The 25,650-nt window shown below is 67.2% G+C and carries 23 protein-coding genes; 4 read left to right on the top strand and 19 right to left on the bottom strand.

Translation table 11 applies throughout. From position 1 onward, the window contains the following. Positions 1 to 50 precede the first annotated feature (50 nt). The 11 genes from AB5S05_RS01165 to AB5S05_RS01115 form a co-directional block, all read right to left on the bottom strand. A complete protein-coding gene (locus AB5S05_RS01165) occupies positions 51 to 476 on the bottom strand; it encodes a DUF1850 domain-containing protein (RefSeq protein WP_369285573.1) in 426 nt (141 codons plus the stop codon). Continuing rightward, positions 473 to 2,500: a TRAP transporter permease gene (locus AB5S05_RS01160; protein WP_369285572.1), complete on the bottom strand. Its 2,028-nt coding sequence runs from the start codon at positions 2,498 to 2,500 to the stop codon at positions 473 to 475. The genes AB5S05_RS01165 and AB5S05_RS01160 overlap by 4 nt, the downstream gene beginning before the upstream one ends. A gap of 170 nt (positions 2,501 to 2,670) precedes the next feature. Then, a complete protein-coding gene (locus tag AB5S05_RS01155) occupies positions 2,671 to 3,624 on the bottom strand; it encodes a TAXI family TRAP transporter solute-binding subunit (protein ID WP_369285571.1) in 954 nt (317 codons plus the stop codon). 413 nt (positions 3,625 to 4,037) lie between these two features. Then, positions 4,038 to 5,384: a sigma-54-dependent transcriptional regulator gene (locus AB5S05_RS01150; protein WP_369285570.1), complete on the bottom strand. Its 1,347-nt coding sequence runs from the start codon at positions 5,382 to 5,384 to the stop codon at positions 4,038 to 4,040. A 70-nt stretch (positions 5,385 to 5,454) separates the two neighbouring features. Continuing rightward, a complete protein-coding gene (locus AB5S05_RS01145) occupies positions 5,455 to 7,488 on the bottom strand; it encodes an ASKHA domain-containing protein (RefSeq protein WP_369285569.1) in 2,034 nt (677 codons plus the stop codon). 96 nt (positions 7,489 to 7,584) lie between these two features. Beyond that, positions 7,585 to 8,496, bottom strand: coding sequence for a dihydropteroate synthase (locus tag AB5S05_RS01140; protein WP_369285568.1), 912 nt, complete (start codon positions 8,494 to 8,496; stop codon positions 7,585 to 7,587). Between the two features lie 37 nt (positions 8,497 to 8,533). Beyond that, entirely contained in the window at positions 8,534 to 9,598 is a 1,065-nt protein-coding gene (locus tag AB5S05_RS01135) for a methylenetetrahydrofolate reductase (protein ID WP_369285567.1), read from the bottom strand. Continuing rightward, entirely contained in the window at positions 9,595 to 10,062 is a 468-nt protein-coding gene (locus tag AB5S05_RS01130) for a methylenetetrahydrofolate reductase C-terminal domain-containing protein (RefSeq protein WP_369285565.1), read from the bottom strand. The genes AB5S05_RS01135 and AB5S05_RS01130 overlap by 4 nt, the downstream gene beginning before the upstream one ends. Before the next feature lie 89 nt (positions 10,063 to 10,151). Further along, positions 10,152 to 10,463 carry a virulence factor gene (locus tag AB5S05_RS01125; RefSeq protein ID WP_369285564.1) on the bottom strand — a complete coding sequence of 104 codons (312 nt, stop codon included), beginning with the start codon at positions 10,461 to 10,463 and terminating at the stop codon, positions 10,152 to 10,154. Then, entirely contained in the window at positions 10,451 to 11,050 is a 600-nt protein-coding gene (locus AB5S05_RS01120) for a DUF1638 domain-containing protein (protein ID WP_369285563.1), read from the bottom strand. Before AB5S05_RS01120 ends, AB5S05_RS01125 begins: the two co-directional genes overlap by 13 nt. 17 nt (positions 11,051 to 11,067) lie before the next feature. After that, positions 11,068 to 11,766, bottom strand: a complete 699-nt coding sequence (locus AB5S05_RS01115) for a corrinoid protein (RefSeq protein WP_238040858.1) — start codon at positions 11,764 to 11,766, stop codon at positions 11,068 to 11,070. A 372-nt stretch (positions 11,767 to 12,138) separates the two neighbouring features. Between AB5S05_RS01115 and purU the strand changes: the two genes are divergently transcribed. The 3 genes from purU (at position 12,139) to AB5S05_RS01100 (ending at position 15,623) form a co-directional block, all read left to right on the top strand. After that, entirely contained in the window at positions 12,139 to 13,005 is an 867-nt protein-coding gene (gene purU, locus AB5S05_RS01110; protein ID WP_369285561.1) for a formyltetrahydrofolate deformylase, read from the top strand. Between the two features lie 71 nt (positions 13,006 to 13,076). After that, on the top strand, positions 13,077 to 13,991 hold the full coding sequence (gene folD, locus AB5S05_RS01105) for a bifunctional methylenetetrahydrofolate dehydrogenase/methenyltetrahydrofolate cyclohydrolase FolD (RefSeq protein WP_369285559.1): 915 nt from the start codon (positions 13,077 to 13,079) through the stop codon (positions 13,989 to 13,991). A gap of 75 nt (positions 13,992 to 14,066) precedes the next feature. Next, positions 14,067 to 15,623, top strand: coding sequence for a trimethylamine methyltransferase family protein (locus AB5S05_RS01100; protein WP_369285558.1), 1,557 nt, complete (start codon positions 14,067 to 14,069; stop codon positions 15,621 to 15,623). A gap of 82 nt (positions 15,624 to 15,705) precedes the next feature. Here the strand turns inward: AB5S05_RS01100 and AB5S05_RS01095 are convergent, their stop codons facing one another. Continuing rightward, positions 15,706 to 17,724 carry a hydantoinase/oxoprolinase N-terminal domain-containing protein gene (locus tag AB5S05_RS01095; RefSeq protein WP_369285557.1) on the bottom strand — a complete coding sequence of 673 codons (2,019 nt, stop codon included), beginning with the start codon at positions 17,722 to 17,724 and terminating at the stop codon, positions 15,706 to 15,708. A 114-nt stretch (positions 17,725 to 17,838) separates the two neighbouring features. After that, entirely contained in the window at positions 17,839 to 19,608 is a 1,770-nt protein-coding gene (locus AB5S05_RS01090; RefSeq protein ID WP_369285556.1) for a sensor histidine kinase, read from the bottom strand. Positions 19,609 to 19,732: 124 nt separating this feature from the next. Here AB5S05_RS01090 and AB5S05_RS01085 point away from each other — a divergent pair, with 124 nt between their 5' ends. Continuing rightward, positions 19,733 to 20,578 carry an AraC family transcriptional regulator gene (locus AB5S05_RS01085; RefSeq protein ID WP_369285555.1) on the top strand — a complete coding sequence of 282 codons (846 nt, stop codon included), beginning with the start codon at positions 19,733 to 19,735 and terminating at the stop codon, positions 20,576 to 20,578. Here the strand turns inward: AB5S05_RS01085 and AB5S05_RS01080 are convergent. The 6 genes from AB5S05_RS01080 to tssA all read right to left on the bottom strand — a co-directional run bounded on the left by AB5S05_RS01080 (position 20,560) and on the right by tssA (position 25,641). Continuing rightward, entirely contained in the window at positions 20,560 to 21,147 is a 588-nt protein-coding gene (locus tag AB5S05_RS01080; protein WP_369285553.1) for a LysE family translocator, read from the bottom strand. The two genes, AB5S05_RS01085 and AB5S05_RS01080, sit on opposite strands and share 19 nt — an antisense overlap. Before the next feature lie 86 nt (positions 21,148 to 21,233). Further along, a complete protein-coding gene (gene cfaB, locus AB5S05_RS01075) occupies positions 21,234 to 22,418 on the bottom strand; it encodes a C17 cyclopropane fatty acid synthase CfaB (protein WP_369285552.1) in 1,185 nt (394 codons plus the stop codon). Between the two features lie 83 nt (positions 22,419 to 22,501). Next, positions 22,502 to 23,287, bottom strand: a complete 786-nt coding sequence (locus AB5S05_RS01070) for an HvfC/BufC family peptide modification chaperone (RefSeq protein WP_369285551.1) — start codon at positions 23,285 to 23,287, stop codon at positions 22,502 to 22,504. Next, complete coding sequence (gene bufB, locus AB5S05_RS01065) at positions 23,278 to 24,123, bottom strand: MNIO family bufferin maturase (RefSeq protein WP_369285550.1); 846 nt, start codon at positions 24,121 to 24,123, stop codon at positions 23,278 to 23,280. Before bufB ends, AB5S05_RS01070 begins: the two co-directional genes overlap by 10 nt. A 61-nt stretch (positions 24,124 to 24,184) precedes the next feature. Next, positions 24,185 to 24,439: a BufA2 family periplasmic bufferin-type metallophore gene (gene bufA2 / locus AB5S05_RS01060; RefSeq protein WP_369285549.1), complete on the bottom strand. Its 255-nt coding sequence runs from the start codon at positions 24,437 to 24,439 to the stop codon at positions 24,185 to 24,187. A gap of 134 nt (positions 24,440 to 24,573) precedes the next feature. Beyond that, entirely contained in the window at positions 24,574 to 25,641 is a 1,068-nt protein-coding gene (gene tssA / locus AB5S05_RS01055; protein WP_369285548.1) for a type VI secretion system protein TssA, read from the bottom strand. Between the last annotated feature and the right edge of the window lie 9 nt (positions 25,642 to 25,650).

Here is a 25,650-nt window from a genome sequence, read left to right as displayed (position 1 = left end):
TTCTCTTCGTGGGGCAGCCGGCGCTTGTGGTGCCGGGAGCGGACCCGGCCTCAGCCGGGGTCCTGGCCGTCGCCCGGCGGGGGCGTCGGGGAGCCGAGCTCACAGCTCCAGAGTTCCAGCGCCGGCCGGCTCGCTTGTGGCGGGCCGAGCCAGTCGCCCATCGGGCGACAACGCTGGTCGAAACACAGTTGGTAATCCCCTGCCTCGGGGGTTCGCCCCAAACGCAGCGGTTGCAGGGGTGCCAACTGGCGTTGGTAATGCCAGCTGCCCTCACGCAGTTCGGCGCCGTCCGGTATTTCCATGCCGGCGCCCGAACCCTTGACCCGCGCCTCGCCGAGCAGCAAACCCTCGGCGGTGACGCGGTAATCCTCTTCCCAGCGAATCTTCTCGATGCTGTGCTGCCAGGCCAGGGTGAATTCGGCGGTCGGCACCTGCGCCCACACCGCCCCGGCCAGGCCCATGCACAGGCCGATCACGCGGCGGCCACCTGATTACGCCGGCCGCGCCAGATGTGCTGAGCGAGAAACAGCGCCACCAGCACGAAGCCGATCTCGTCGCTCATCGGGGTGGCCAGGATCAGGCTGATACCGGCGCCGAAGCCCAGCGCGCGTTCCCACCAGGGCATCCTGGCGTAGAGGAAGCCGGTGAACACGGCGCCCCAAAGACCGATGGCCACGGCCGCCTTGAACAGGATGTAGAGGATCGCCAGCACGCTGTCGCTCTGCAGCATCAGGGCCGGCTGGTAGACCGCCATGAAGGGCACCACGAAGCCGGCGATGGCGATGCGGATCGCCCACAGGCTGATCTTCAGCCCCTTCTCCCGGGCGATAGGCGCGGCGGCGAAGCAGGCCAGCGCCACCGGCGGGGTGAGGTCGGCCATGATGCCGAAATAGAACACGAACATGTGCGAGACGATCAGCGGCACACCCAGCTCCAGCAGGGCCGGCGCGGCGATCGAGCTGGTGATGATGTAGTTGGGAATGGTCGGGATGCCCATGCCTAGCACCAGGCAGGTGAGCATGGTCAGCACCAGCGAGAGGAACAGGTTGTCCTGGCCGATGGCGAGGATGTAGCCAGCGAAGGTGGAGGCCACCCCGGTCAGCGAGACCACGCCGATGATCACCCCGACCAGGGTACAGGCGATGCCCACCGGCACCGCATGGCGGGCACCTTCGACCAGCGCGTGCAGGCAGATGGTCAGGGTCTCGCGGCCGCCCTTGATGAACCAGCAGGTCACCACCAGCAGGCCGACGACGCCGAACACCACGCCGATGCCGAGCTGGAAGAAGCCGGCGCAGAGCACCCCGAGGGCGATCCAGAACACCAGGCGCAGGGCAGTCGATGACACCCGCAGGATGATCGCCGAGCCGAGGATGACGATGGCGGTCAGGGCCAGGCCAACCATCCCGGAGAACAGCGGGGTGCGCCCGGAGAACAGCAGGTAGACCAGGATGAACAGCGGGATCAGCAGGTACCAGCGCGCCTTGACCGCCGCCCAGGGATCGGGGCACTGGTCCTTGGGCAGGCCGCTCAGATTGGCGCGCTTGGCTTCCAGGTGAACCATCCAGAACACCGAGCCGAAGTACAGCAGCGCCGGCAGCAGCGCCGCCTTGGCCACCTCGAAGAAGGGTACGTTGATGGTCTCGGCCATGATGAACGCCACCGCCCCCATGATCGGCGGCATGATCTGGCTGCCCATGCTCGAGGTGGCTTCCACGCCGCCGGCGAAGGCCGGCTTGTAGCCGAAGCGTTTCATCAGCGGGATGGTGAACTGGCCGGTAGTGACCACGTTGGCCACCCCGGAGCCGGTGATGGTGCCCATCAGCGCCGAGGACACCACCGAGACCTTGGCCGGGCCGCCGAGCTTGTGGCCGAACAGGCCCATGGCGAAATCGGTGAACAGCTTGATCATCCCGGCCTGCTCGAGAAAGGCGCCGAACAGGATGAACAGGAAGATATAGGTGGCCGACACATAGGTCGGGGTGCCGTAGAAGCCCTCGGTGCCGAAGGCCAGCTGGTTGACGATCTGGTCGAAGCCGTAGCCGCGGTGGGCCAGGTCGCCCGGCAGGTACTGACCGAGCAGGCCGTAGGCCAGGAACAGCCCGCAGATCAGCGGCAGGGCGATGCCCATCACCCGGCGCGCCGCCTCGAACACCAACACGATCAGCATCACGCCGATCAGCATGTCCATGCTGGTCAGATCGCCGGAGCGCTGAATCAGGTCGGCCTCGAAGATCCACTGGTAGGCCGCAGTAGCCATCCCCGCCAGGCCCAGCAGCCAGGCCAGCGGCTGCCAGGGACGCCGGGCGCCATGGGCCGGCACGCTGAGGTACACGGTCAGCAACAGAAAGCCGACGTGCACCGCACGCAGCACCTGGCTCGATACCGGAGAGAAGGCCGCGGTGATGATCTGGAAACTGGAAAACAGCAGCGCCACGTAAAACAGCGCCCTCGGCCAATCGCCCGGATTGGCCGAGAGGCCTTGATGGTGTTCGCTCATGGAGGTCTTGCCCTCATTACTACTTCGATAACGCGGAAGAATCGCTAAGAAAACCTGCCGTACAGGTCACGCTGGTTTTCCTAGCGCCTCGACCGGCAGCCGCGCCGCCCGAGCGGCCGGCCGTACGGGGCATTGGCCGGCGCAGTGCACCGGCCAATGCAGACGCGGGCTCAGAGAGCGCCGACTTCCTTGTAGAAGCGCTCGGCACCCGGGTGCAGCGGGATCGGCAGACCCTTGGCGGCAGTTTCCAGCTTGATGTCCTTGGCCGCCGAGTGGGCGTTGCCCAGGCGCTCGAGGTTGTCGAACATCAGCTTGGTCATCTGGTAGGCCACCTCATCGGACACGCCTTCGTGGCTGACCAGGATGTTGGTGATGGCCACGGTCGCCACCTCGACGTCCTGGCCGTCATAGGTGCCGGCCGGAATCGCAGCGGGCTGGTAGGCGGCATTGCCGATCTTGGCGGTGACCTCGGCCGGGACCGCGACGAAGGTGATCGGCAGGGTCGCCGCCAGGTCACGGATGGCGGCCATGCCCAGGCCGGAGGACTGCAGGGTGGCGTCCAGCTGGCGGTTCTTGATCAGCTCGACCGACTCGGCGTAGGGCAGGAACTCGACCTTGCCCATGTCCTCGTAGCTCATCCCGGCCGCGGCGAAGATCGCCCGGGCGTTCAGCTCGGTGCCGGACTTGGGCGCACCGACCGAGACGCGCTTGCCCTTGAGATCGGCCAGACTGGTGATGCCCGATTCCTTGCTGGCGACGATCTGGATGTAGTTCGGGTAGGTGCCGGCAATCGCCCGCAGCTTCTTCAGCGGCACCTTGAAGCCGGCGTCTTCCACGCCGTTCCAGGCGTCGGCGACCGAATCGCCCAGGGCCAGGGCCAGTTCACCGCGACCGGCCTGCAGCAGGTTGAGGTTCTCCACCGAGGCCTTGGTCGCCTGCACCGAGGTCTTGGCGCCCTCGATACCGCTGCCGTAGACCTGCGACAGGGCCACCCCGATCGGGTAGTACACACCGCTGGTGCCACCGGTGAGGATGTTGATGAAGGTCGGTGCGGCCAGCGCCGCGGTGCTGGCGGTCAGGGCCGCGGCAGCGGCGAACAGGCTGAAACGCTTGGTCAATCGCATGGATGGTTCTCCGTCGTTGTTATGGCTTTTGATGCAGAGTGTTTTCACTGTAGACGATGCCCGTCCGCGACAGCGGCTGGGCAGCTCGTTCAGGGTCGGGGAAAGCGGCAGACGCCCGCGCCGGGAGCGGAGCTGGCGCGCAAGAGGAGAGTCGAGAAGACACGGCGAGGGGTACTCGCTGAAACGAATTGGCAGTTCATGGGCTGACCTCTTGTCTTTCTTATGCGACCGCCGCACAGGGGCAGCGGGCTGACAAGAGCTATAGCAGATGCCGTGCCAGGGATAGAAAGCCCGCCCCAGAGCGCTCGCAGCCCATCACCCGACAGACGACAAGCGAAAAACCGCCTAGAGACAAAACACCATAAGCGGAAATTCGCCTATTTCGCCAATATGAAGGGCAAGAGCCCGCGGTCTCAATCCTCGTCGCCGCTGCCGGCCGGGCGGTAGCGGCTGCGCTGCAGGCCATGGCGCTGCATCTTCTCGTTGAGGGTGCGGCGCGGCAGCTGCAACAGCGCCATGACCTCGGCGATATTGCCCTGACACTGCTGCAGGGCGCGGTGCAGGCATTGCGCCTCGAAGCTCTCCATCTGCTCGGCCAGCGACTGGCCGGCGGGCTTCTCCTCCGCCGCCGCGGTCAGGCCCAAGGCGTGGCGCTCGGCGGCGTTGATCAGCTCGCGCACGTTGCCCGGCCAGTCGTGGCCGAGCAGCCGTGCCAGCTCGCTCGAACTCAGTGGCGGGGCCTCGCGGCCATGGCGCTGGGCGGCCTGGTGGGCGAAATGCTCGAACAGCAGGGCGATGTCTTCGCGCCGTTCGCGCAACGGCGGAATCTGCAGGGTGGCCACGTTCAGCCGGTAATAGAGGTCTTCGCGGAAGCGCCCGCCGCGCACCTCGTCCTGCAGGTCCGGCTTGGCCGCACTGATCACCCGCAGGTCGACCTGGATGCTGCGGTTGGAGCCGAGCCGCTCCAGGGTCTTCTCCTGCAAAACCCGCAGCAGCTTGACCTGCTGGGCCAGGGGCAGGCTCTCCACCTCGTCGAGGAACAGGGTGCCGCCATCGGCGTACTCGATGCGGCCGATGCGCTTGCCCTGGGCCCCGGTGAAGGCGCCGCTCTCGTGGCCGAACAGCTCGCTCTCGAAGATGCTTTCCGGAATCGCCGCGCAGTTGAGGGCGACGAAGGGCTTGCCGGCCCGCGCGCTGAAGTCGTGCAGGCAGCGGGCGACCCGCTCCTTGCCGCTGCCGGTCTCGCCGCGGATGAGGATGTTCACCGAGGTGCCGGCCAACTCGAGGATCTGCCGGCGCAGGTTTTCCATCGGTCGCGACACCCCGAGCAGCTGCGCCTCGATATGATCCTTGAGGGCGAACTGCTGGCGCAGCTGGCGGTTCTCGCAGACCAGACGGCGCTTGTCCAGGGCGCGGCGCACGCTGTCGAGCAGGCGCTCGGGGGTGAAGGGCTTCTCGATGAAGTCGTAGGCGCCCTGGCGCAATGCCTGCACCGCCATGGGCACGTCGCCATGGCCGGTGACCAGGATCACCGGCAGGTCGCGATCGAGCTCCAGCAGCTTGTCGAGCAGCTGCAGACCATCGGTGCCGGGCATGCGCACATCGCTGATCAGCACCCCGGGAAAGTCGCGGTCGACCAGGGCCAGCGCCTGGGCCGCGCTGGCACAGCTCTGCACCTGCAGGCCGGACAACTGCAGCCACTGCTGCACCGCCTCGCGGATCGCCGCTTCGTCATCGACCACTATCACCTGACCGCTCATGCCACCCCCCGCGCAATTGCCCGCAGTGTATCGCGGGTCCGGGTGGGGTGCATGGCCTTGGGAGGGGCGCTCAGCCCGCCGGGCGTGGCGGTCGCTGGCGGCGTCCGGTGCCGCGGCTCAGGGTGGCCTGGCTGGGCACCGGCGGTGGCAGCTTGACGCTGGCCTGCAGCCGAGAAAAGGCGTCGGTCTTGTGCGGGATGGCCATGGCGGCGATGAAGTGCTCCTGGAAACGCGGCTCCGTGGCGGTTTCCACCTTCTCCACACCGCGCACCACCTCCTCGATTTCCCGCCGCGCCTTGCGACTGAGCAGGGCGATGCGCGCGCCGGTGCCGGCGGCGTTGCCGGCCGAGGTCACATGCTCCAGGGCGCAGTCCGGAATCAGGCCGAGGATCATCGCGTACTTGACGTCGATGTGGCTGCCGAAGGCGCCGGCCAGACGGATGCGGTCGACCTGCTCGGCGCCCAGGTGCTCCATCAGCAGCTTGATTCCGGCGTAGAGCGCGGCCTTGGCCAACTGGATGGCGCGGACGTCGTTCTGGGTGATGCGCAGGCAGCGGCTGTCGTCCTCATGCAGCACGTAGGCGAAGGTCCTGCCGTCGGCCACCACCCGCGGGCAACGCTCGGCCAGGGCGCCGTTGATCACCCCCTCGTGGTTGATGATGCCGCTGAGGAACAGCTCGACGATCACCTCGATGATGCCCGAGCCGCAGACTCCGGTGACCCCATGGCGGGCGGTCGCCTTGGCGAAACCGGCCTCGTTCGACCAGAGCTCGCAGCCGATCACCTTGAAGCGCGGCTCCAGGGTCTCGGGATCGATGCGCACGCGCTCGATGGCGCCCGGCGCGGCGCGCTGGCCGCAGCTGATCTGCGCGCCCTCGAAGGCCGGACCGGTCGGGCTGGAGGCCGCCAGCAGGCGCTCGCGGTTGCCGAGCACGATCTCGGCGTTGGTGCCGACGTCCACCAGCAGCATCAGTTCCTCGCTCAGGTAGGGCGTCTCGGAGAGGATCACCGCGGCGGTGTCGGCGCCGACGTGACCGGCGATGCAGGGCAGGCCGTAGACCCGCGCGTTGGGGTGGATGCGCAGGCCGATCTCGGTCGCCCACAGGCCGTCGACGGCCTCGTCGGTGGCCAGGGCGAAGGGCGCGCCGCCCAGTTCGACCGGATTGATGCCGAAGACCAGGCTGTGCATGATCGGATTGCCGACGAAGGTGGCCTCGATGACCGAGTTCAGCCCGATCCCCGCCTCCTTGACCAGCTCCTCGACCACCTGGTTGAGCGCCTCGCGCACGGCCTCGGTCATGTCCTGGTCGCCGCCCGGATTCATCATGATGTAGGAAACCCGGCTCATCAGGTCCTCGCCGAAGCGGATCTGCGGGTTCATGCGCCCGGCGGAGGCGACCACCTCGCCGCTCTGCAGGTCGCACAGGTGGGCGGCGATGGTGGTCGAGCCGACGTCCACCGCCATGCCGTAGATCTTCTCGTGCAGGCCGGGCCAGACGGCGATGATCCGCTCGTCGTTGTAGACCGCCACCGTGACCTGCCAGTTGCCTTGGCGCAGGGCCTCCTGCAACTGCTGGACCACGCGGATATCGCTCTCCAGATGAGCCAGGTGCCATTCGTAGCTGAGGGCATCCTTGAGCCGCCGCAGGTCGGAGGCCGGCACGTGCATGTCCGGCTGCTGCACCTCGACGAAGTACAGGCGCACGATCGGGTCCAGCTCGATGTTGACCACTTCGGCGCGCTTGCGCACCACCTGCCGGTGCACCTGGCTGGTGGCCGGCACATCGATCACCGCATTGCCCAGCAGCAGGGTCGAGCAGCTCAACCGACGCCCCGGGTTGAGCGGCCCGCGGCGCATTTCCCAGGCGTATTCGGTGTCGCTCTTCGCGCTCAGGTGGCTGGCCAGGGACTCGACCCCGTGCTTGGCGAAGTTGCCCTCGCACAGGTCGACCTGGCAGCGCCCGCACAGGCCGCGGCCGCCGCACACCGAGTCGATGTCGACGCCCAGCGCCCGGGCGGCCTCCAGCACCGGCGTGCCCACCGGGAAGCGACCACGGCGACCGGACGGGGTGAATACGACGAGTGCATCCTCTGGCTCGGACACGGCGACCTCCTGATTCGACGGAAGTACTCCCGAAGCGCCCTTTCGCGGGCCCTTCGGAGTGCCGCTGGCGTTGCCGCCAGCGGCGTTCGGCGGCGCCTAGCTGGTGCTGCGCCGACGGGTCTGGCGGCGACCGCGGGCCTCGCTGCCATCGGCGCCAACCGCCGGCGCCTCGCGGAACTTCTTGATCCAGCGCATGCAGTCCGGATCGTGGCCCATCATCACGTCGGCGCCCATGATCGCGGCCATGATCTCTTCGTGCAGCGGGTTGGTGATCGCCGAGGTCAGGCCGGAGGCGATCGCCATGCTCATGAAGGCTGAATTGATGCCGTTGCGGTTGGGCAGGCCGAAGCTGACGTTGGAGGCGCCGCAGGTGGTGTTGACCTTCAGCTCGCGCTGCAGGCGGTAGCACAGCTCGAAGACCTGACGGCCGGCGTTGCCCACCGCGCCGATCGGCATGACCAGCGGATCGACCACCACGTCGCAGGCGGGGATGCCGTGGTCGGCAGCGCGCTCGACGATCTTCTTGGCGATGCCGAAGCGCACGTTGGGATCGTGGGAGATGCCGGTTTCGTCGTTGCTGATGGCGACCACGGCGGCGCCGTATTTCTTCACCAGCGGCAGCACCCGCTCCAGGCTTTCGTCCTCGCCGGTGACCGAGTTGACCAGGGGCTTGCCCTGGTACACCGCCAGGCCCGCTTCCAGGGCGGCGATGATCGAGGAGTCGATGCACAGCGGCACGTCGGTCAGCGACTGCACCAACTGGATGGTCTTGGCCAGGATGGCCGGCTCGTCCGCCAGCGGGATGCCGGCGTTGACGTCGAGCATGTGCGCGCCCGCCGCCAGCTGGGCCTGGACATCCTCGACCACCCGGGAGAAATCGCCGGCGGCCATTTCCGCCGCCAGCAGCTTGCGACCCGTGGGGTTGATGCGCTCGCCGATGACCACGAAGGGGCGTTCGAAGCCGATCACCACTTCCTTCTTGTGCGAGCTGATGATGGTATCTGTCATGACACTTCCTCGAATGATTGCAGTGGGTTGCCAGGAATTAGTCGTGTCGCGGTTGCTCGGGGGGCTCGAGCGCATCCGGCGACTGCGGATTGAGCTCGGCCGGGTTGTCACGCCCCGGGTACCAGGGCACCCGCCCCTCGAGTACGCCGGTGGCCTGGATGATCTCGGCCACGGTTTCCTCCTGGCGGTAGGCCATGATGTGGGCACCGCTGACGCCCTTGATCTCGCGAATCTCCTGCAGCAGGTCCATGCACAGGCGCTTGCCCTCTTCCTTCTGCTTGGTGGCGCCCTGCAGGCGCTTGATCACCGCATCGGGGATATGCACGCCGGGCACGTTTTCGCGGATCCACAGGGCACTCCGGGCCGAGGCCAGCGGCCCCACGCCGACCAGGATGTAGACCCGGTCCGGGCCCTCCAGCAGGCCGAGGTCGTTAACCTTGGACATGAACTGCTTGAGCAGGTCGATATCGAAGCAATACTGGGTCTGGATGAACTGGGCGCCGGCCGCGACCTTCTTCGCCAGGCGGTGCGGGCGCCAGTCGTAGGGCGGCACGAAGGGGTTCTCGGCGGCGCCGAGGAACACCCGCGGCGGCATCTCGATCTTGCGCCCGCTCTGGAAGCGGCAGTCGTCGCGCATGCCGCGGGCGATCTCCAGCAGCGACATCGAGTCCAGGTCGAACACCGGCTTGGCCTGGGGATGATCACCGGCCTGGACGCCGTCGCCGGTCAGGCAGAGGATGTTGCACGCACCCATCGCCGCGGCGCCGAGGATCTCGCCCTGGATGGCGATGCGGTTACGGTCGCGGCAGGAGATCTGCATGATGGTGGCGTAGCCGACCCGGGTCAGCAGCGAGCACACGCCGACGCTGGACATGTGGCAGTTGGCCCCCGAACCATCGGTGGCGTTGATCGCATCGACATAGCCATCGAAGATCGCCGCGCGCTTGAGTACCTCGGCCGGATCGGCCGAGTCCGGCGGATCGAGTTCGGAGGTGACGGCAAACTTGCCGGCGCGCAGCACCCGCTCCAGGCGCCCGGGCGATACATGGCCGGGCAGGATCGGTAGTGAATAGCCGGGAACCGGCTCGTCGTCGAATTTCATTGGTCGCCTCCGTTGTCCTCGTGCACCTGTTGGCGGACCACGCTCAACCAGGACGAGGTGCCCTTGAGACGGTAGTCGACCGGTTGCTGCACCACATGGATGCGCTCACCCTCACGCATGTTGCGACTGCCGGTCCAGGCCTCGACCCAGACGCATCTCATCTCCGGCTTCACCTCGCAATGGCCATTGCTGCGCACGCCGCCGCAGGGGCCGTTGCGCAGGGTCTTGGGGCAGTTCATCGGGCACGACATGCCGGTCGAACTGAGCACGCACTTGCCGCACATCTGGCAGTCGAACAGCAGGCCCTTGACGCCCTTCTCGACGACGCGCATGGGTGCCTCGACCCGCGCATAGCCCAGGCGCCGCCAGAGCGGATGCAGCCTGACCAGCAGCGGCTCGAAGTGGAAGTAGAGGCTTTCAAACAGCCTGGAATGGCGGACCACCCAGCGACGAACCTTGTACATGGCAGTTATCCTGGCTCGTGAAACAGCGTTGTCGTTGTGTTGCCTGGCGCGGCGCTCGCCCTGCTTGCCGCCGGCCCTCGGCCAGCCGGTCAGGCCTGCGGATCAGGCGCCAGCCCCTTGTTCCTGATCAGCCGGTCCAGGTCCTCGTCGCTGAAGCGCTGTTCTATCCGCGCGGCCTCGGCCTCGGCTTCGGCCTGCAGGTCATCGCCGCAGGCCCTGGGCTCGGAGCGCTGCCAGTCGGCCAGATAGGCATCCGAACTGCCCTTGCCGGCGCGCATGGCCGCACGGTCGACGGCTTCCTGAAAGCGTTGCGACAGCTGCACCCGCGCCGTCTTGCGGCCCTGCTTGACGATGATCTGCGCCGGGATGTCGCGCCAGGACACGATGATCAGTTGGGACATTGCTCTTCCCCTTCGATTAAGCGCACCAGTGAAACCTGCAGATCGCCGTAGCCAGTATGGCGGTACTCGAAGGCGAGACCGAGCTGCTCGGCGGCGCGTTCGGCGGCCTGCAGCAGCGCCGGGTCCTCGCGTTGTGCCAGGTACACCAGGCGCCGGTAGTGGCCGAAATACATCGAGGCCAACTGCGGGTGCCGGTCGATGCCCAACTCGCGCATGACCAGCCGATCGAAATGCCGCGCGAGGAAGTCGGTCAGGTAGAAGGTGCCCGGCTCGGCCGCGGCAAGCTCGGCAAAGACCCGCTCGCCCGCGTAGAACTCGTAGCAGTGGGCGCCCGGCAGGCGTTCCACACCATGCTCGCGCAGCACCTGATCGAGGCGCCCGCCGGTGCCGCAATCGGCATAGGCGACGAACACCCGCTCGCCCGTGCGACCGACCTCGCCGAGCTTGTCCTGCACCGCCCCGGCAATCCGCTCGGGGTGGTTATGCAGGTCGGCCGGCAGGCACTGCAGGCGCACCTGCTGCCAGCCATTGGCGGCGACCAGGGCATTGATTTCCCTGGCCAGGGCACCGCAGGCGATGATCAGCACGGCAGCGGGCTCGGGGCTCAGGCCGCGCGCCGTCTGGCGATCAATTCCTTGGCCATGTCCACGGCGACGCCGGCGTCGCGGCAATAGGCATCGGCGCCGATCGCCTTGCCGAACTCCTCGTTGAGCGGCGCCCCGCCGACCATCACGATGTAGTCGTCACGCAGGCCTTTTTCCACGAGGGTGTCGATCACCACCTTCATGTAGGACATGGTGGTGGTCAGCAGCGCCGACAGGCCGAGGATGTCCGGCTTGTGCTTTTCCAGGGCCTCGATATAGGTTTCGACCGGGATGTTGATGCCGATGTCGATGACCTCGAAGCCGGCGCCTTCCATCATCATGCACACCAGGTTCTTGCCGATGTCATGGATGTCGCCCTTGACCGTGCCGATCACGATCTTGCCGACCGATTCGGCGCCGGACTGGGTCAGCAGCGGACGCAGCACCTCCATCCCGCCCTTCATGGCGTTGGCCGCCATCAGCACCTCCGGGACGAACAGGATGCCGTCGCGGAAGTCGACGCCGACGATGGTCATGCCGCCGACCAGGGCCTCGTCCAGCACCTTGCCGGCCGTCCAGCCGCGCGCCAGGAGAATCTCGGTGCCTTCCACGACCTCGTCGCGCAGGCCGTTGTAGAGGTCATCGTGGATCTGTTCGACGAGCTCATCGTCGGGCAGGTCGTTAAGATCAAAATCTTCTTCGCTAAACTGATCAGTCATGGCGATGGACTCCCCGATAGCTGGGTCTGGATGGTGCCTGGCGGCGGTGTTCTGCCAGCAGCGTAGGATCAGCCCGATTATTCGATAACCATCAAGGCGACTCGGACATACCCATCAACGACCCGCCACCGGGCAACTTTCAGGATTTACCAGAAACCCAATAAAACCTTGATCTGGATCAATTTTTCCTAAAAATCAGCCACCTAGCGAGGTCGCAGAAGCGACGGCGAGCGTCGTCTTTGGGAAATTGCCCCCGCTATTGGCGAGTAGATTTCAAGACTCCGAAGCGAGCGCCGCAGCTGCTCTTTCCGCGCATCGCCAAGTCCGACCGACCAACCAGAGACGCGTTGTCAGGGGGATGAAATGTCCGCAATGACCGAAGGAAAGAACATCTATGTGCTGAAGGCCAGCTGCAAGGGCGCCATCGGAACGGTGTCGAGAATCTCCACCTTCCTCGCCCAGCACCGCTGCTACATCATGGAAATGGCCCAGTTCGACCAGATCTCCAGCGGCAACTTCTTCGTGCGCGTGGTGTTCTCCACCACCCCGGGCGAAACGCCCTCCTTCCAGGTGCTCAAGGACAGCTTCCCCGCCGTGGCCGAGCTGGATGGCCTGGAGTGGGAGATGCATGACACCCTGACCCCGCCCAAGGTGCTGATTGCCGTCTCCAAGTTCGACCACTGCCTGGACGACCTGCTCTATCGCCAGCGCACCGGCGAAATCAAGATGGAGATTCCGGCCATCGTCTCCAACCACCCCGACCTCAAGCCGCTGGCCGACTGGCACGGCATTCCCTACTACCACCTGCCGCTGACGCCGGACAACAAGGCCGCCCAGGAAGCCAGGCTGCTGGAGCTCGTCGAGGAGACGGGCGCCGACCTGGTGGTGCTGGCGCGTTACATGCAGATCCTCTCCGAGGACCTGTGCGACAAGCTGGCCGGCCGGGCGATCAACATCCACCACTCGTTCCTGCCCGGTTTCAAGGGCGCCAAACCCTATCACCAGGCCTTCGAGCGCGGGGTCAAACTGATCGGCGCCACCGCCCACTACGTGACCTCCGACCTCGACGAGGGCCCGATCATCGAACAGATCGTCGAGCGCGTGGACCACACCTACAGTGCCGAACAGCTCGCCGCGGTCGGCCGCGATGCGGAGAACCTGGCGTTGTCGCGGGCGGTGCGCTTCCACCTGGAACATCGGGTGTTCATCAACGGCCATACCACCGTGGTGTTTCGCTGACGCCGGCCCGCCAGCGCGCCGACGCCAAGCCACACCTGCTCTTCACGCCGGACCCAGACAGGGGCTCACCCATGGCAACAATCATCGATGGCAAGGCTTATGCGGCGCGCCTGCGCGCGGAAATCGGCCACCAGGTCCGCAAGCTGCGCGAACAGCATTTCGTCACCCCGGGGCTGGCGGTGATCCTGGTCGGCGAAGACCCGGCCAGCCAGATCTATGTCAGAAACAAGGCGACCCAGGCGCGCGAAGCCGAGATGTCGTCCTTCGAATACCGCCTGGCCTATGGCGCGCCGCAAGAGCAGGTGCTCGAGCTGATCGAGCGCCTGAACCAGGATCCGGCCGTGCACGGGATTCTGGTGCAGTTGCCCTTGCCGCCACAGGTCGACCCCGAGCGGGTGATCACCGCCATCCGCCCGGACAAGGACATCGACGGCTTCCACCCACTCAATGTCGGCGCGCTGGCCACCGGTAGCAAGGGCATAGTGCCCTGCACGCCATTGGGTTGCCTGATGCTGCTCAAGCACCACCTCGGCGACTTGAGCGGCCTGCACGCCCTGGTCCTGGGGCGCTCCAACATCGTCGGCAAACCCATGGCCAGCCTGCTGCTCAATGCGGACTGCACGGTGACCATCGCCCACTCACGGACCCGCAACCTGCAGGCCGAGTGCCAGCGCGCGGACATCCTGGTGGCCGCGGTCGGGCGACCGCGACTGGTGCCCGGGCACTGGATAAAGCCAGGGGCTACAGTCATCGATGTCGGCATCAACCGCATCGAGGAGGCAGGCAAGAGCCTGCTGGTGGGCGACGTGGATTTCGACTCGGCACGCGGCGTGGCGGGTGCCATCACCCCGGTTCCCGGCGGCGTCGGCCCCATGACGATCGCCTGCCTGCTGCTCAATACGCTCCAAGCCGCCTGCCAGCAGAACGGCATCGTCTTCCCCACCGGCATCATGCAGGCCGCCTGGGGCGACGCGCAGAGCAACTAGGTCGGCACAGGGGGTGCCCAGCAACTCCACATACTGACGTCCTGATGACGCAAACAACCGAGGGAGAGTCCGATCATGAGTACCAATCCCACACGCAGACGCTCAGGCGGCAGTGAGGCACGTCGCGCCAGCCGTGCCGAAGGTCAGGCCCCGCAGCCGCCCTACATCACGCGCAACATCCCCTACTACGAGGTGCTCGACGACGACGGACTGAGCATCATCGAGAACAACGCCGACACCATCCTCGAAGAGATCGGTATCGATTTCCGCGACGACCCGGAAGCGCTGCAGATCTGGCGCGACGCCGGCGCCGACGTCCAGGGCGAGCGGGTGCGCATGCCGCGCGGCATGTGCCGCAAGCTGATTCAGGACAACGCCCCGCGCGAGTTCACCCAGCATGCCCGCAACCCGGCTCGCAGCGTGCGCATCGGCGGCGCCAACACCGTGTTCGTGCCCGCCTACGGCTGCCCCTTCGTCCACGACATCGATCGCGGACGGCGCTACGGGACCATCGAAGACTTCCGCAACTTCGTCAAACTGGCCTACCTGTCGCCGAGCATCCATCACTCCGGCGGCACCATCTGCGAGCCGGTGGACCTGCCGGTGAACAAGCGCCACCTGGACATGATCTACAGCCACATGAAGTACTCCGACAAGTGCTTCATGGGTTCGGTGACCCACCCGGAACGGGCGCAGGACACCATCGAGATGGCCAGGATCCTGTTTGGCGACAACTGGATCGATCCCGACACCGGCAAGCCGAGGACCTGCGTGATCAACCTGATCAACGCCAACTCGCCGATGACCTTCGACGACACCATGCTCGGTGCCGCCAAGGTCTATGCCCGCGCCAACCAGGCCTGCATCGTCACCCCGTTCATCCTGGCCGGGGCCATGTCGCCGGTCACCGTGGCCGGCACTGCCGCCCAGACCCTGGCCGAGGCCCTGGCCGGCATGGCGTTCGTGCAGCTGGTCAACCCGGGCGCTCCGGTGGTGTTCGGCAGCTTCGCCAGCTCCATGTCCATGCAGTCCGGCGCCCCCACCTTCGGCACCCCCGAACCGGCGCTGGTGCTCTACGTGATGGCCAACCTGGCCCGGCGCCTGGGCGTGCCCTTCCGCTCCGGCGGCTCCTTCACCGCCTCCAAGGTGCCCGATGCCCAGGCGGCCAGCGAGAGCGCCAACACCCTGCTGCCGACCACCCTGGGCGGGGTCAACTTCGCCCTGCACACCGCCGGCTGGCTCGAGGGTGGCCTGGCCATGGGTTACGAGAAGTTCATCATGGATGCCGATCAGGCCGGCATGATGCAGACCCTGCTCAAGGGCGTCGACCTGTCGGAAAACGGCCAGGCCATGGATGCGATTCGCGAAGTCGGCCCCGGCAAGCACTTCCTCGGCTGCAACCACACCCAGCTGAACTTCAAGACGGCCTTCTACCTGTCGCCGATCTGCGACAACAACAGCTTCGAGCAATGGGATGCCGACGGTCGTCTGGACATGGCTCAGCGCGCCAACGCCCGCTGGAAGAAGCTGCTGGCCGACTACCAGCCGCCGGAGCTGGACCCGGCCATCGATGCGGCGCTGCTGGCCTATATCGAGCAACGCAAGGCGAGCATGCCCGACTCGAACGTGTAGCCGCTGGCGTCGATGGCACCCAGCAACCAGGCGGCTGTTCGGCCGCCGGGTTGCGCTGCCTGGCCACTGGTCGCCGTCGCCCTCAGGCCTTGGCGGTCAGCTGCAGCGCCGGCATGCCGCTGGCCACCGCGGTGACCCGGGCCTCGAAGAACAGCTCGCCGTCGATGTCGTTGCGCACCCGCTTTTCCTCCAGCTCGAAGTCGATCCGCGGGCTCTCGGCGCCGGCCTCGCGGGCCATCTGCTCGGCCTCTGCGGCGGCCTCCTCGCGCGCCTGGGCCAGCGCCGCCTCGAGGCTGTCATGGTCCACCGGCCCGCGCCGGCCGAACACCCGAAACACCCCGAACACCGGCTGCAGCACGCTGATGTGCACCCGTTGCACCACCTCGCCATACACCGTGCCCACGGCATTGGCGACCTCGCCGTGTTCCGGCAGGCACAGGTGCACGCCCAAGGCTTGGGCCGCCAGTGGGTAGTAGCTCGCCGCCGGCCCGCCGACGGCCACCACCGGCAGCTCGTCGGCAAAGTGCATGCTGAACACCGAGCCGCCCCCCTCCCGCGCCCGGGGGGTCAGGATCAGCTCGCTGAGCACGCGGGCCAGGCGGCTGACATCGCCTTCCTGGCCGGCATCGTGCAGTCCGGCCTCGACCAGCTTGGCGCAGATAATCTGCACAACCCGCTGGAATACATCCCGGGCCGGCGCCTCGGCGTCGCCTTCCGGCCAGCTGCCGAAGCCGTACTGACGGCGCATCCGGCGGGCCCAGATGCGCGCCGCCAGATTCGCCGCCTCGCTGCTCCAGTGCCGGGAAAGGCCCAGCACGTGGGCGGCATCGGTGGGGGTGAAGCCGCTGTAGATCACCAGTCCCTTGCGCTCCAGGCGGGCCAGGGCGCGCGCCAGCCAGCGTTCGTCCATGGCCGCCTGCTCGATGGCCACGGGCCCGGCTTCCAGGCGCTCCCAGGCGGCCTGCTCGTCGCTGCTCAGGTGGCGCAACAGGGCGTCATCGCGCTGCAGACGCAGGGCAAAACGGTTGTGGCTGCTGCTGGGGGACGAACGCAACTGGCGCTCCAGCACCCCGATCACCGCCGGGTACTGGCTGGCCAGCAGGCTCAGTGGCACCACCCGACGGGGGCCGATGGCGATGCCCAGGCCGCTGTCGAAACTCAGCTCGCTGTCCCCGCCCAGACCGACCGAATACAGGCGGATGGCTTCGACCATCGGCCGCCACTCGCCCACCCGGGCGCCGTCGAACGACAACTGCGGGCGACCGTTGCGCACCACCGCGATGTCGGTGGTGGTGCCGCCCATGTCGGCCACGATCAGGTCGCGGTAGCCGCTCAGGGCGCAGGCCCCGTTGACACTGGCGGCGGGTCCCGAGAGCACGGTACTGATCGGGCGGCGCATGGCGCTCTGGGCATTGACCAGGGAGCCGTCGCCCTTGACGATCATCAGGGGGGCGCAAATATCCAGGCGCGCCAGCAGGTCCTGGACCGAGTCGATCAACTGGCTGACCTGGGCGATCATGCGTGCGTTCAGCGCCGCGGTCATCGCCCGCCGCGGCGCGCCGAGCGAGGAGGCCAATTCATGGCCGCAGCTGACCGGCTTGCCCGCCAGGCTGGTGACCAGCTCCTGCACGCGCAGCTCGTGAGACGGGTTGCGCACGCTGAAGCTGGCCGAGATGGCGAAGGCCGAGACCCGCTCGCGGTAATGCAGGATGGCCTGGCGCGCGGCCTCCTCGTCGAGCGCGCTGTGTTCCTTGCCGCCGGCATCATGGCCGCCGGCCAGCATGACGATGCCATCCGCGCCGAGCAGCTCGGGGAGCCCGCTGGCCTTGAGCTGCTGGGCGTCGTAGCCGATCAACAGCACGCACACCGGCGAACCCTTGCCTTCCACCGCCGAATTGGTGGTCAGGGTCGAGGACAGCGAGACCATGGCCACCTCGGGCATCAACTCCTGGGGCAGCGCCGCCAGCGACTGGCCGATGCCGACGCTCAGATCCAGGCGCGTGGTCAACCGCTTGGCCGAGGCCACCACACGCCGCTGGTCGTCCAGCAGCACGGCATCGGTGAAGGTGCCGCCGGTATCGATTCCGAGGAAGTACGCCATGCCCGTTCTCGCTCCAGCGGCTGCACATAGTCCGCACTAATAGCACCCGGCAGGGTTCGCCACTGATCCGCCAGCGCCATCGCGCCGCTGAAAACCGACGACGCCCGGGTATTTTCAGCTGGCGGACGGATCGGGTTCCGGCGCCGCCGGCAGTCTCAGGCTGAACACCGCGCCGCGCTCGCCATTGGCCGCCTCCAGGCTGCCGCCCAGCTCGCGGACGATGCCGTAGGACACCGCCAGGCCCAGGCCCAGACCCTGGCCCACCGGCTTGGTGGTGAAGAAGGGCTCGAACACGTGGGCCAGGTCGTCGGCGGCGATTCCGCCGCCGCTGTCCGCCACCCGCAGCAGGCAGTGCTCGCCCTCGCGGCCGATCGACACCTCCAGCACCCGCTGCTCGACGCCGAGCATGGCGTCCAGAGCGTTGTGCAGCAGGTTGAGCAGCACCTGTTCGAGGCGGATGGCATCGCCGAGCACCCGCGCCTGGGCATCAATCTCGGTGCGCAGCTCCACCTGCTCGCTGCGCAGCCGCGGCGCCAGCAGCTGCAGGGCCTGCTCCAGCACCTCGGCGAGGCTCAGACGCTCCTTGAGCCCGGCCGGGCTCTTGCGGGCGAAGGTCTTCAGGTGCCGGGTCAGGCCGGCCATGCGTTGCAGCAGCCCGTCGATGCGCTGCAGGCCCTCGTGCACATCGGCCTGGCGACCGCTGTCGAGGAGCAGGCGCAGGCTGCCCAGCTGCATCTGCATGGCGGTCAGCGGCTGGTTGATCTCGTGGGCCATGGCCGCCGACATCTGCCCCAGGGCGGCCATCTTGGCCGCGTGCACCAGGCCCTCCTGGGCCTCGCGCAGTTCGGCGGTGCGCAGCGTCACTTCGCGCTCCAGGCGCTCGCGGATGCCGGCTTGCAGGCGCTGGTTCTTGCGCCGCTGGGCCAGGTACAGGAGCAGGAACGCCAGGGTCATCCACACCCCCGCGGCCGCCAGGCGGTAGCTGCGCACGCTGTCGACCAGGGTCTTGGGCTCGACCAGCAGGTGCAGGGTCCAGCCTTCCTCGGTCAAGGGCAGCTGTTGCCAGAGGTAGTCGCGGCTACCCTCAGGGCCCTCGACCCGGCGCCAGTCGGCATCGCCCGCGATCGAGCGGCGCGGCTCGCTGGCCAGGGGCAGCAGCGCCTGCTCGGCGTACTTGCGCACCTCCACCAACTCGGCCCGATCCTGCTCGTTCAATGCCCGCAAGGCGCGAAAACGCCAGGCCGGACGGTTGCTGAGGATCACCACGCCGTAGCTGTCGGCCACCAGCAACACCCCGGCCTGGCCGGCCCACTGGCGCTGCAATTCCTCCAGCTCGAGCTTGACCACCAGCACGCCGAGCACCGCGCCCTGCTCGTCGCGCACCACATGGGAGAGGAAATAGCCGGGAATCCCGGTGGTCACCCCCACCGCGAAATAACGCCCGGCCGACTGGCGCAGGGCGTCCTGAAAGTAGGGGCGAAAGGCGTAGTTGTTGCCGACGAAGCTGCTCCAGTCGTTCCAGTTGCTGGCCGCCAGGGTATCGCCGTGGCGATCGAGCAGGTACAGCACGGTGGAGCCGGCGGCGGCATTGAGCCGCTCCAGGCGCAGGTTGAGCTGCCCGCGCAGCAGGCGATCGTCAGGCGCGCGCAGCAGCGACTTGATGTCGCTGTCGAGCGCCAGCACCTCGGGCACCGAACGGAAGCGTTCGACCAGGGTATGGATCGACTGGGCATAGAGCTGCAACTGCCCGCGCGCCTCGGCGCTGCGCTCCTGCCAGGCGCGCTGCTCGGCGTAACGCCCGGCCAGCCAGATGCTGGCGAGCAGACCGAGGAGGATCAGCAGAGCGATCAGGACGACGCGATAACGCGACTGGGACGTTGGCATGCACGGCTCTGCTCGGGGCGATGCCGGCATGGTAAGGCAAAGCGCGGCGCCATGCAGGCGAGGCTTTCTGCGCCCCGCGCTTGTGGCTATAGTCGCCATTGGCGCGATAACGACCGGCGGACGGATGAACAGGGCGAAGGCGAATCAAGCGACCACTCCGCGCTTCTGGCGCGACCCGGCCCTGCCGTTCGTGGAGGCGCGCGACGTCCTGGACGGGCGCCAGCTGTGCTACGCCCGGCACTCCCACGAATGCTTCTCGATCGGCGCCATCACCCAGGGCCGCAGCAGCTACCTCAACGAGAAGGCGCGCGAACGGGTCGAGGCCGGCACCGTGGTGCTGATGAATCCCGGCGACGTGCATGCCTGCAACCCGCTGGACGGCCAACCCTGGTCCTACCGCATGTTCTACGTGGACGTCGCCTGGCTGACCGAGCTGCAGCAGCAGGCCGGGTTCAGCCGCAATCAACCGCTGCGAGCCTTTCGCGCCATACTCAGCCGCGACCCGGCGCTCTATGGCGGTCTGAATCACCTCTACGACCTGCTCAGCCACAGCCAGGCCGACACCCTGGACAAGCACTGCGCTCTGCTGGAGTTCTTCGCCACACTGCAGCAACGCCTCGAGCCGGCGCCGCGGCGGCGGCGCGAGGACAACCCGCGCGTGCGCCTGGCCGCCGACTTCATTCGCGCCCACTGCACCGAGCCATTGAAGCTGGAAGACATCTGCGCGGCGGCCGGCCTGTCGCCCTCCTACCTGATCCGCAGTTTCCGCCGCGGCTACGGCATGACGCCCCACGCCTACCTGATCAACAGCCGGGTGCAGTATGCCCAGGCGCGGCTCAGGCGCGGCGACCAGATCGCCGAGGTGGCCCAGGCCGCCGGCTTCGCCGACCAGGCGCACCTGCAGCGCACCTTCAAGCAACTGCTGGCCGCCACGCCCGGACAATACCGCCATCAGGGCCACAACAGATAGGCCGCCGAGCCCACCAGCAGCGCCGCCAGACTGCGATTGAACAAGCGCATGCGCCGGGGTGACTTCAGGTACGCGCCGAGGAATGCGCCGGCATAGGCCCAGCAGGCGATGGACAGGTAGCAGATGAGAAAATACAGCGCGGCGAACTGGCCGACCACACCGAGGTCGCCGTCCGCCGCATAGGCGCTCATGCCGGCCAGGGCCGCCAGCCAGGCCTTGGGATTGAGCCATTGCATCAGCGCACCGGTAAACAGCGAAGGCGCTCGCAGCGCCGCGCCACCCGCCAGCCTGCCTTCGTCAAGGGCCAGGCAGCAGGCCATGTACAACAGGAAGGCCACGCCCGACCAGCGGATCAGTGCCGCCAATGCCGGCCATTGACTCAGCAGCTGTTGCAGGCCCAACCCCAGCGCCAGCAACAGCAGGGTGAACCCCAGGGTCGCTCCGGTCACGTGCCGCAGGCTGGCGCGCAGGCCGAAGCGCGCGCCGGAACTCAGCGCCACCAGGTTGACCGGGCCGGGGGAAATCGAGGCGGCCAGGGCAAAGCCGGCCATGGAAAGCAGAACAGACATCGTTCACCTGCGAGCGTCGTCAATCGAGGTCTACAGACTGACGACAGCGCAGGGCGCGGTATTGAAGAAAACTGCCCCCTCTAGCCTCAGCGATACAGGTCCGCCCGGGTCCAGGGCAGGTCGTGGCTGCCATCCGCGTGCGGCTTGACCGCGAGTATCTGGTGCAGGCTCATCCAGCCATGGGCGAAGCCGTAGGCGCAGCCCGCCAGGTACAGCCGCCAGATGCGCAGCGCCTGTTCCGGCACCAGCTGCGCGGCCTGCTCCAGCCGCGCCTCCAGACGTTCGCTCCAGTGCTCGAGGGTGCGCGCGTAGTGCAGCCGCAGATTTTCCACGTCGACCACTTCCAGGCCGGCGTCGCTCAGTAGCGTGACCATGGTCGCCAGGTGGGGCAACTCGCCCTCGGGAAACACGTAGCGGCCGATAAAGGCGCCACCGCCGCGGGCCACCGGACGGCCATCGGTGTATTTGGCGGTTATCCCATGGTTCATCACCAGCCCGCCGGCCTTCACCGCGCCGAACAGCTGCCGGCAGTACAGCGGCAGGTTGGCGTGGCCGACGTGTTCGAACATGCCGACGCTGACCACCTTGTCGAAGCGACCATCCTGCGGCAGGTCGCGGTAGTCCAACAGTTCCAGCTGTACCTGCTGGTTCAGCCCCTCGTCCTCGACCCGCTGGCGCGCCAGCTGCAGCTGCGCCTGGCTGAGGGTGATGCCGTGCACCTCGGCGCCGAACTCGCGGGCGGCGAAACGCGCCAGCCCACCCCAGCCACAGCCGACGTCCAGCAGCTTGTCGCCCGGCTGCAGGCGCAGCTTGCGGCACAGGTGGCGCAACTTGGCCTGCTGGGCCTGCTCGAGGTCCTCGTCACCGGTCTCGAAATAGGCACAGGAGTAGACCATCTCGGCGTCCAGCCACAGGGCATAGAAGTCGTTGGAGAGATCGTAGTGGTAACTGATCGCGGCCGCATCGCGCTCTTTGTCGTGGGCTTCGCGCTGCAGGTCCGGGCTCTCCTCCTCGCCGATCAGCGCCTGGCTGAGAGCATCGCCCAGCTCGATCACCGCCGCCATCGGTCCCTCCAGGTCCAGGCGACCCTCGACGAAGGCGCCCCCCAGGGCATCCAGGCTCGGGTGGGCCAGTTGCGCCACCAGGCTGGGGTCCTTGACCACCATGGTGACCCGCGGCTCGGGGCCGAGATCGATCTGTTTGCCATCCCACAGACGCAGCCGCAGGGGCAGTCGCAAATCGCGCAGGGCCGGAGGCAGGTACGCGAGCATAGAGAAACCTCCATCGTTCACCAATCAACCCAAGATTAGTTCAGATGGACCGCTTGTCAGGCCCGCTGGCGAATGCCCCCCGGCTAATGGCCATGGTGCTGCAGCAGGCCGTCGCCGAGCCATTGGCGCAACCAGGTGGCAGCCTGCAAGGGGGCGTTGTCAGCGTACTCGCTCAGCTGCACGCAGAGCTCGGCGAAGGACCAGCCCTCCACGGCCATGCCGTGCAGGGCCCGGGCTTCGCCCGGTTCGCAACTGCGGTAGCGGCTGATCAGGCCGTCGCGCCAGATCAGCCAGACCTGCTCCTGCTCCAGCGACTGACTGGCGGGCACTTCGCCCTGCTCCTTGAGCGCTCGCCAGAGCGCCAGGCTGTTGAAGCGACAGACTTGCCACTGCACGCTCGGCAGCAGGCGCACCTGCAGGCCCGGCCAGGCCTCCGGCGCCAGCTCGGCCATCTGCGCCAGGCTCAGCGGCTCGCCGGCGGCGGCGTCGAAGGCCAGACCGAAGGCCCATTCCAAGCGCGCCAGCTCGGCGAGCGGGGCCGCCTGCTCGGCGCTCAGATAACCGTCGATGAAGTCCGCCAGCTCGGCACCCAGCCAGCGCAGGCTGAAGTGCCGGGACGGATGCGCGTCGATATAGGCACCGGCCAGGTTGTCGAACTGCTCATCGCCGAGCCAGCCGTGCAGCGCACTGTAATCGCCGCGCAGGGTCTCCAGCAGGCGTGCGCGATAGGCATGGTGGTAGATCGCCAGACCGTCCTCGGCGCTCAGTGCCGGGCTGCCGCGCAAACTGGCGTGCAGCACCGGATCGGGGGTCGGCTCGGCACCCAGCAGGTAGGCCTCGAGCGCCCGTTGCCACTCGCTCAGGCGCATGGTTGCGGCTCCTCCAGGGCGCCGGCGGCATAGGCACGAGCGCGGTCGAGCTCGGCGAGCAACTCGGCCAGCGGCGGGTAGTGGTCATCGCGTTCGAGCAGGGTCGAGACCGGGCCGAGATGGCGCAAGGTCCTTTGGTAGAGCTGCCAGACCGGATCGCTGACCGGTTGATCGTGGGTGTCGATCAGGTAGCTGCCGTAGTCGCTGTGGCCGGCCAGGTGCAGCTGGCGGATACGCTGGGCTGGCAGCGCGCCGATGAAGTCCCAGGGCTCGAAATCATGGTTGCGCGCGCTGACATAGACGTTGTTGACGTCGAGCAACAGCTCGCAGCCGGTCAGCTCGCAGAGTGCGGCGAGGAACTGCCACTCGCTGAACTGATCGTCGGCGCTGCGCAGATAACTGGACACGTTCTCCAGCACCAGCGGCCGCTCGAGCACGTCCTGCACTTGGCGCACGCGCGCGGCGACGTGCTGCAGGCTCTCCTCGGTGAACGGCAGCGGTAGCAGGTCGTGCAGCTGGTGGGCACTGCCGCGGCTCCAGCACAGGTGATCGGAGATCCACCGCGGCTGCACCCGATTGGCCAGCTGCTTGAGCCGGCGCAGGTAATCGCGGTCCAGTTCATGGGGGCCACCGATCGACAGCGAGACGCCGTGCATCACCAGCGGGTAGTGCTCGCCGATGGCATCCAGGTAATAGAGCGGCTTGCCACCCTCGACCAGGTAGTTTTCCGAGATCACCTCGAACCAGTCGACCTGCGGTCGCTGCTCGAGAATCTCCTGGTAATAGGGGGTACGCAGGCCCAGGCCAAAACCCAGGCTGGGTGACTCGATGGACATGCCGGGCTCCTCGACCATTGGGGTAAGCCGGAGTGGCCGGACAGCGGCCACTCCGTCGCCATTACTCGCCGACAGTACCACCGGCCGCATTGCACTCGGCCAGGGTCATGCTCTTGAAGCCCTGGCCCTTGCAGGAACCCTGGCCCTTGCAGGCGTTGTTGGCGGTCTTGCAGTCGTTCTGGCCCTTGCAGGCATTGACGCCGTAGCAGTGCACCGTGGCTTCTTCGGCCACGACCAGGGTGCTGGTCATGCCGGCGAACAGGGTAGCGGCGGCGAAAGCCAGGGCAGCGCCAGTAGCAGCAGTCTTGGTAGTCATGCGGTCATCCTCGGTTAGTCAGGTTGGGCGGGTCGAACGCGGGTGCTCGACACCGACATGGCACTAGAGAGCGATCGGAGCCTGGCGTTACAGCGCGACGCGATAATTTCTGTGCTTGGCTCGGAAAGCAGCCATCAGGGCAAGACGCCCAGCAGGGCCCATAGCCGCCGAGCTTCGGCATCGGCCGAAATCAGTTCGGACAGCAGGTCGCGCAGCGGCTTCTGTCCCCATTCGACGGCGCGATTGATCAGATAGGGCACCGGGCTATGAGGCTCGCTCTTGGCCAGGTAGGTGGCGATGAGCGCGAGCTGCCGGTAGGCCTCTTCGCGGCTGGCGGGGGCACGACCAAATACCGCCGGCGGCAGGTGCGGCAGCTCGTCCTCTTCGAGAAGGGAATCGTCGACGGCAGGTTGGGTAGGGGCGGCGGGGTGCATGGCGAGAAACTCCTGCATGAGCTTGGCCAACTGCTCGATGATCTGGCGCAGCGGCGTGAAGGATGGCGAATCGAACGCCAGCTGGGCGTCGCTCCATACCTCCAGCCGCGCCAGGGCGCTGCTGCTTTCCGCCAGCCAGGCGACACTCTGGCGAAACTGGACGCCAGGCAGAATGCGCAAGGTGTCGTTCAGCTGCCGTTGCAAAGCCTGGGCGGCTTCCCGCTCGATCTTGGCGCTTTTGCTGTCGCCGCCATTCAACAGCTGGCGTTGCAGCTGTTGCCAGTCGGCAAAGCTGAACTTGGCAAACTCCTGGCCCACCTCACCGAGCAGCGGCACTCGGGTCAGCAGCACCTGCGCGTAGCGACGGATCAGCCACTCCAGTGGGCTGGAGCGCCAGGACAGATCGCCGTCCTCGGCTTGAGGATGCAATTCGTCGGAAAACCGCTCGCACAGGTTGGCGAGCAGATTCAGCGCAGCAGCCAGGCCGGCAGGTCCATGGCGATGCAGCCAGGCCTCGCCAAGCCAAGCGGCGACCATCAGGTCCTTGCTTTGATGGCGGAGAATTTCACTGGCCAGGCGTTCGACCGCCACCCAGTCGGCGCGCTTCAGGTCAGCTTGCCAGACGCCGGCAGGCAAACTCTCGTCGTCCTCCCGGCGCGCCTCGCGCAGGCTGTCATATTCGGGTTGATGGCGGATATTGATACCGCAGGGCTGCGGACCGGGTATCGGTTCCAGCAGCCCGGCAGCCTGCAGGGCGACGGCGTCCATCGGCAGGGC

The sequence above is a fragment of the Pseudomonas zhanjiangensis genome (assembly GCF_041027545.1).
GTDB lineage: Bacteria > Pseudomonadota > Gammaproteobacteria > Pseudomonadales > Pseudomonadaceae > Aquipseudomonas > Aquipseudomonas zhanjiangensis.
The sequence above is the reverse complement of the archived record's forward strand: the minus strand, read 5'-3'. Positions and strand labels throughout refer to the sequence as shown.

Coding starts and splice junctions, on each gene's coding strand:
- AB5S05_RS01160 (WP_369285572.1), bottom strand. CDS start 2,500: ATGAGCGAACACCATCAAGGCCTCTCGGCCAATCCGGGCGATTGGCCG.
- AB5S05_RS01155 (WP_369285571.1), bottom strand. CDS start 3,624: ATGCGATTGACCAAGCGTTTCAGCCTGTTCGCCGCTGCCGCGGCCCTG.
- AB5S05_RS01150 (WP_369285570.1), bottom strand. CDS start 5,384: ATGAGCGGTCAGGTGATAGTGGTCGATGACGAAGCGGCGATCCGCGAG.
- AB5S05_RS01140 (WP_369285568.1), bottom strand. CDS start 8,496: ATGACAGATACCATCATCAGCTCGCACAAGAAGGAAGTGGTGATCGGC.
- AB5S05_RS01135 (WP_369285567.1), bottom strand. CDS start 9,598: ATGAAATTCGACGACGAGCCGGTTCCCGGCTATTCACTACCGATCCTG.
- AB5S05_RS01130 (WP_369285565.1), bottom strand. CDS start 10,062: ATGTACAAGGTTCGTCGCTGGGTGGTCCGCCATTCCAGGCTGTTTGAA.
- AB5S05_RS01125 (WP_369285564.1), bottom strand. CDS start 10,463: ATGTCCCAACTGATCATCGTGTCCTGGCGCGACATCCCGGCGCAGATC.
- AB5S05_RS01115 (WP_238040858.1), bottom strand. CDS start 11,766: ATGACTGATCAGTTTAGCGAAGAAGATTTTGATCTTAACGACCTGCCC.
- purU (WP_369285561.1), top strand. CDS start 12,139: ATGACCGAAGGAAAGAACATCTATGTGCTGAAGGCCAGCTGCAAGGGC.
- folD (WP_369285559.1), top strand. CDS start 13,077: ATGGCAACAATCATCGATGGCAAGGCTTATGCGGCGCGCCTGCGCGCG.
- AB5S05_RS01100 (WP_369285558.1), top strand. CDS start 14,067: ATGAGTACCAATCCCACACGCAGACGCTCAGGCGGCAGTGAGGCACGT.
- AB5S05_RS01095 (WP_369285557.1), bottom strand. CDS start 17,724: ATGGCGTACTTCCTCGGAATCGATACCGGCGGCACCTTCACCGATGCC.
- AB5S05_RS01090 (WP_369285556.1), bottom strand. CDS start 19,608: ATGCCAACGTCCCAGTCGCGTTATCGCGTCGTCCTGATCGCTCTGCTG.
- AB5S05_RS01085 (WP_369285555.1), top strand. CDS start 19,733: ATGAACAGGGCGAAGGCGAATCAAGCGACCACTCCGCGCTTCTGGCGC.
- AB5S05_RS01080 (WP_369285553.1), bottom strand. CDS start 21,147: ATGTCTGTTCTGCTTTCCATGGCCGGCTTTGCCCTGGCCGCCTCGATT.
- cfaB (WP_369285552.1), bottom strand. CDS start 22,418: ATGCTCGCGTACCTGCCTCCGGCCCTGCGCGATTTGCGACTGCCCCTG.
- AB5S05_RS01070 (WP_369285551.1), bottom strand. CDS start 23,287: ATGCGCCTGAGCGAGTGGCAACGGGCGCTCGAGGCCTACCTGCTGGGT.
- bufB (WP_369285550.1), bottom strand. CDS start 24,123: ATGTCCATCGAGTCACCCAGCCTGGGTTTTGGCCTGGGCCTGCGTACC.
- bufA2 (WP_369285549.1), bottom strand. CDS start 24,439: ATGACTACCAAGACTGCTGCTACTGGCGCTGCCCTGGCTTTCGCCGCC.
- tssA (WP_369285548.1), bottom strand. CDS start 25,641: ATGGACGCCGTCGCCCTGCAGGCTGCCGGGCTGCTGGAACCGATACCC.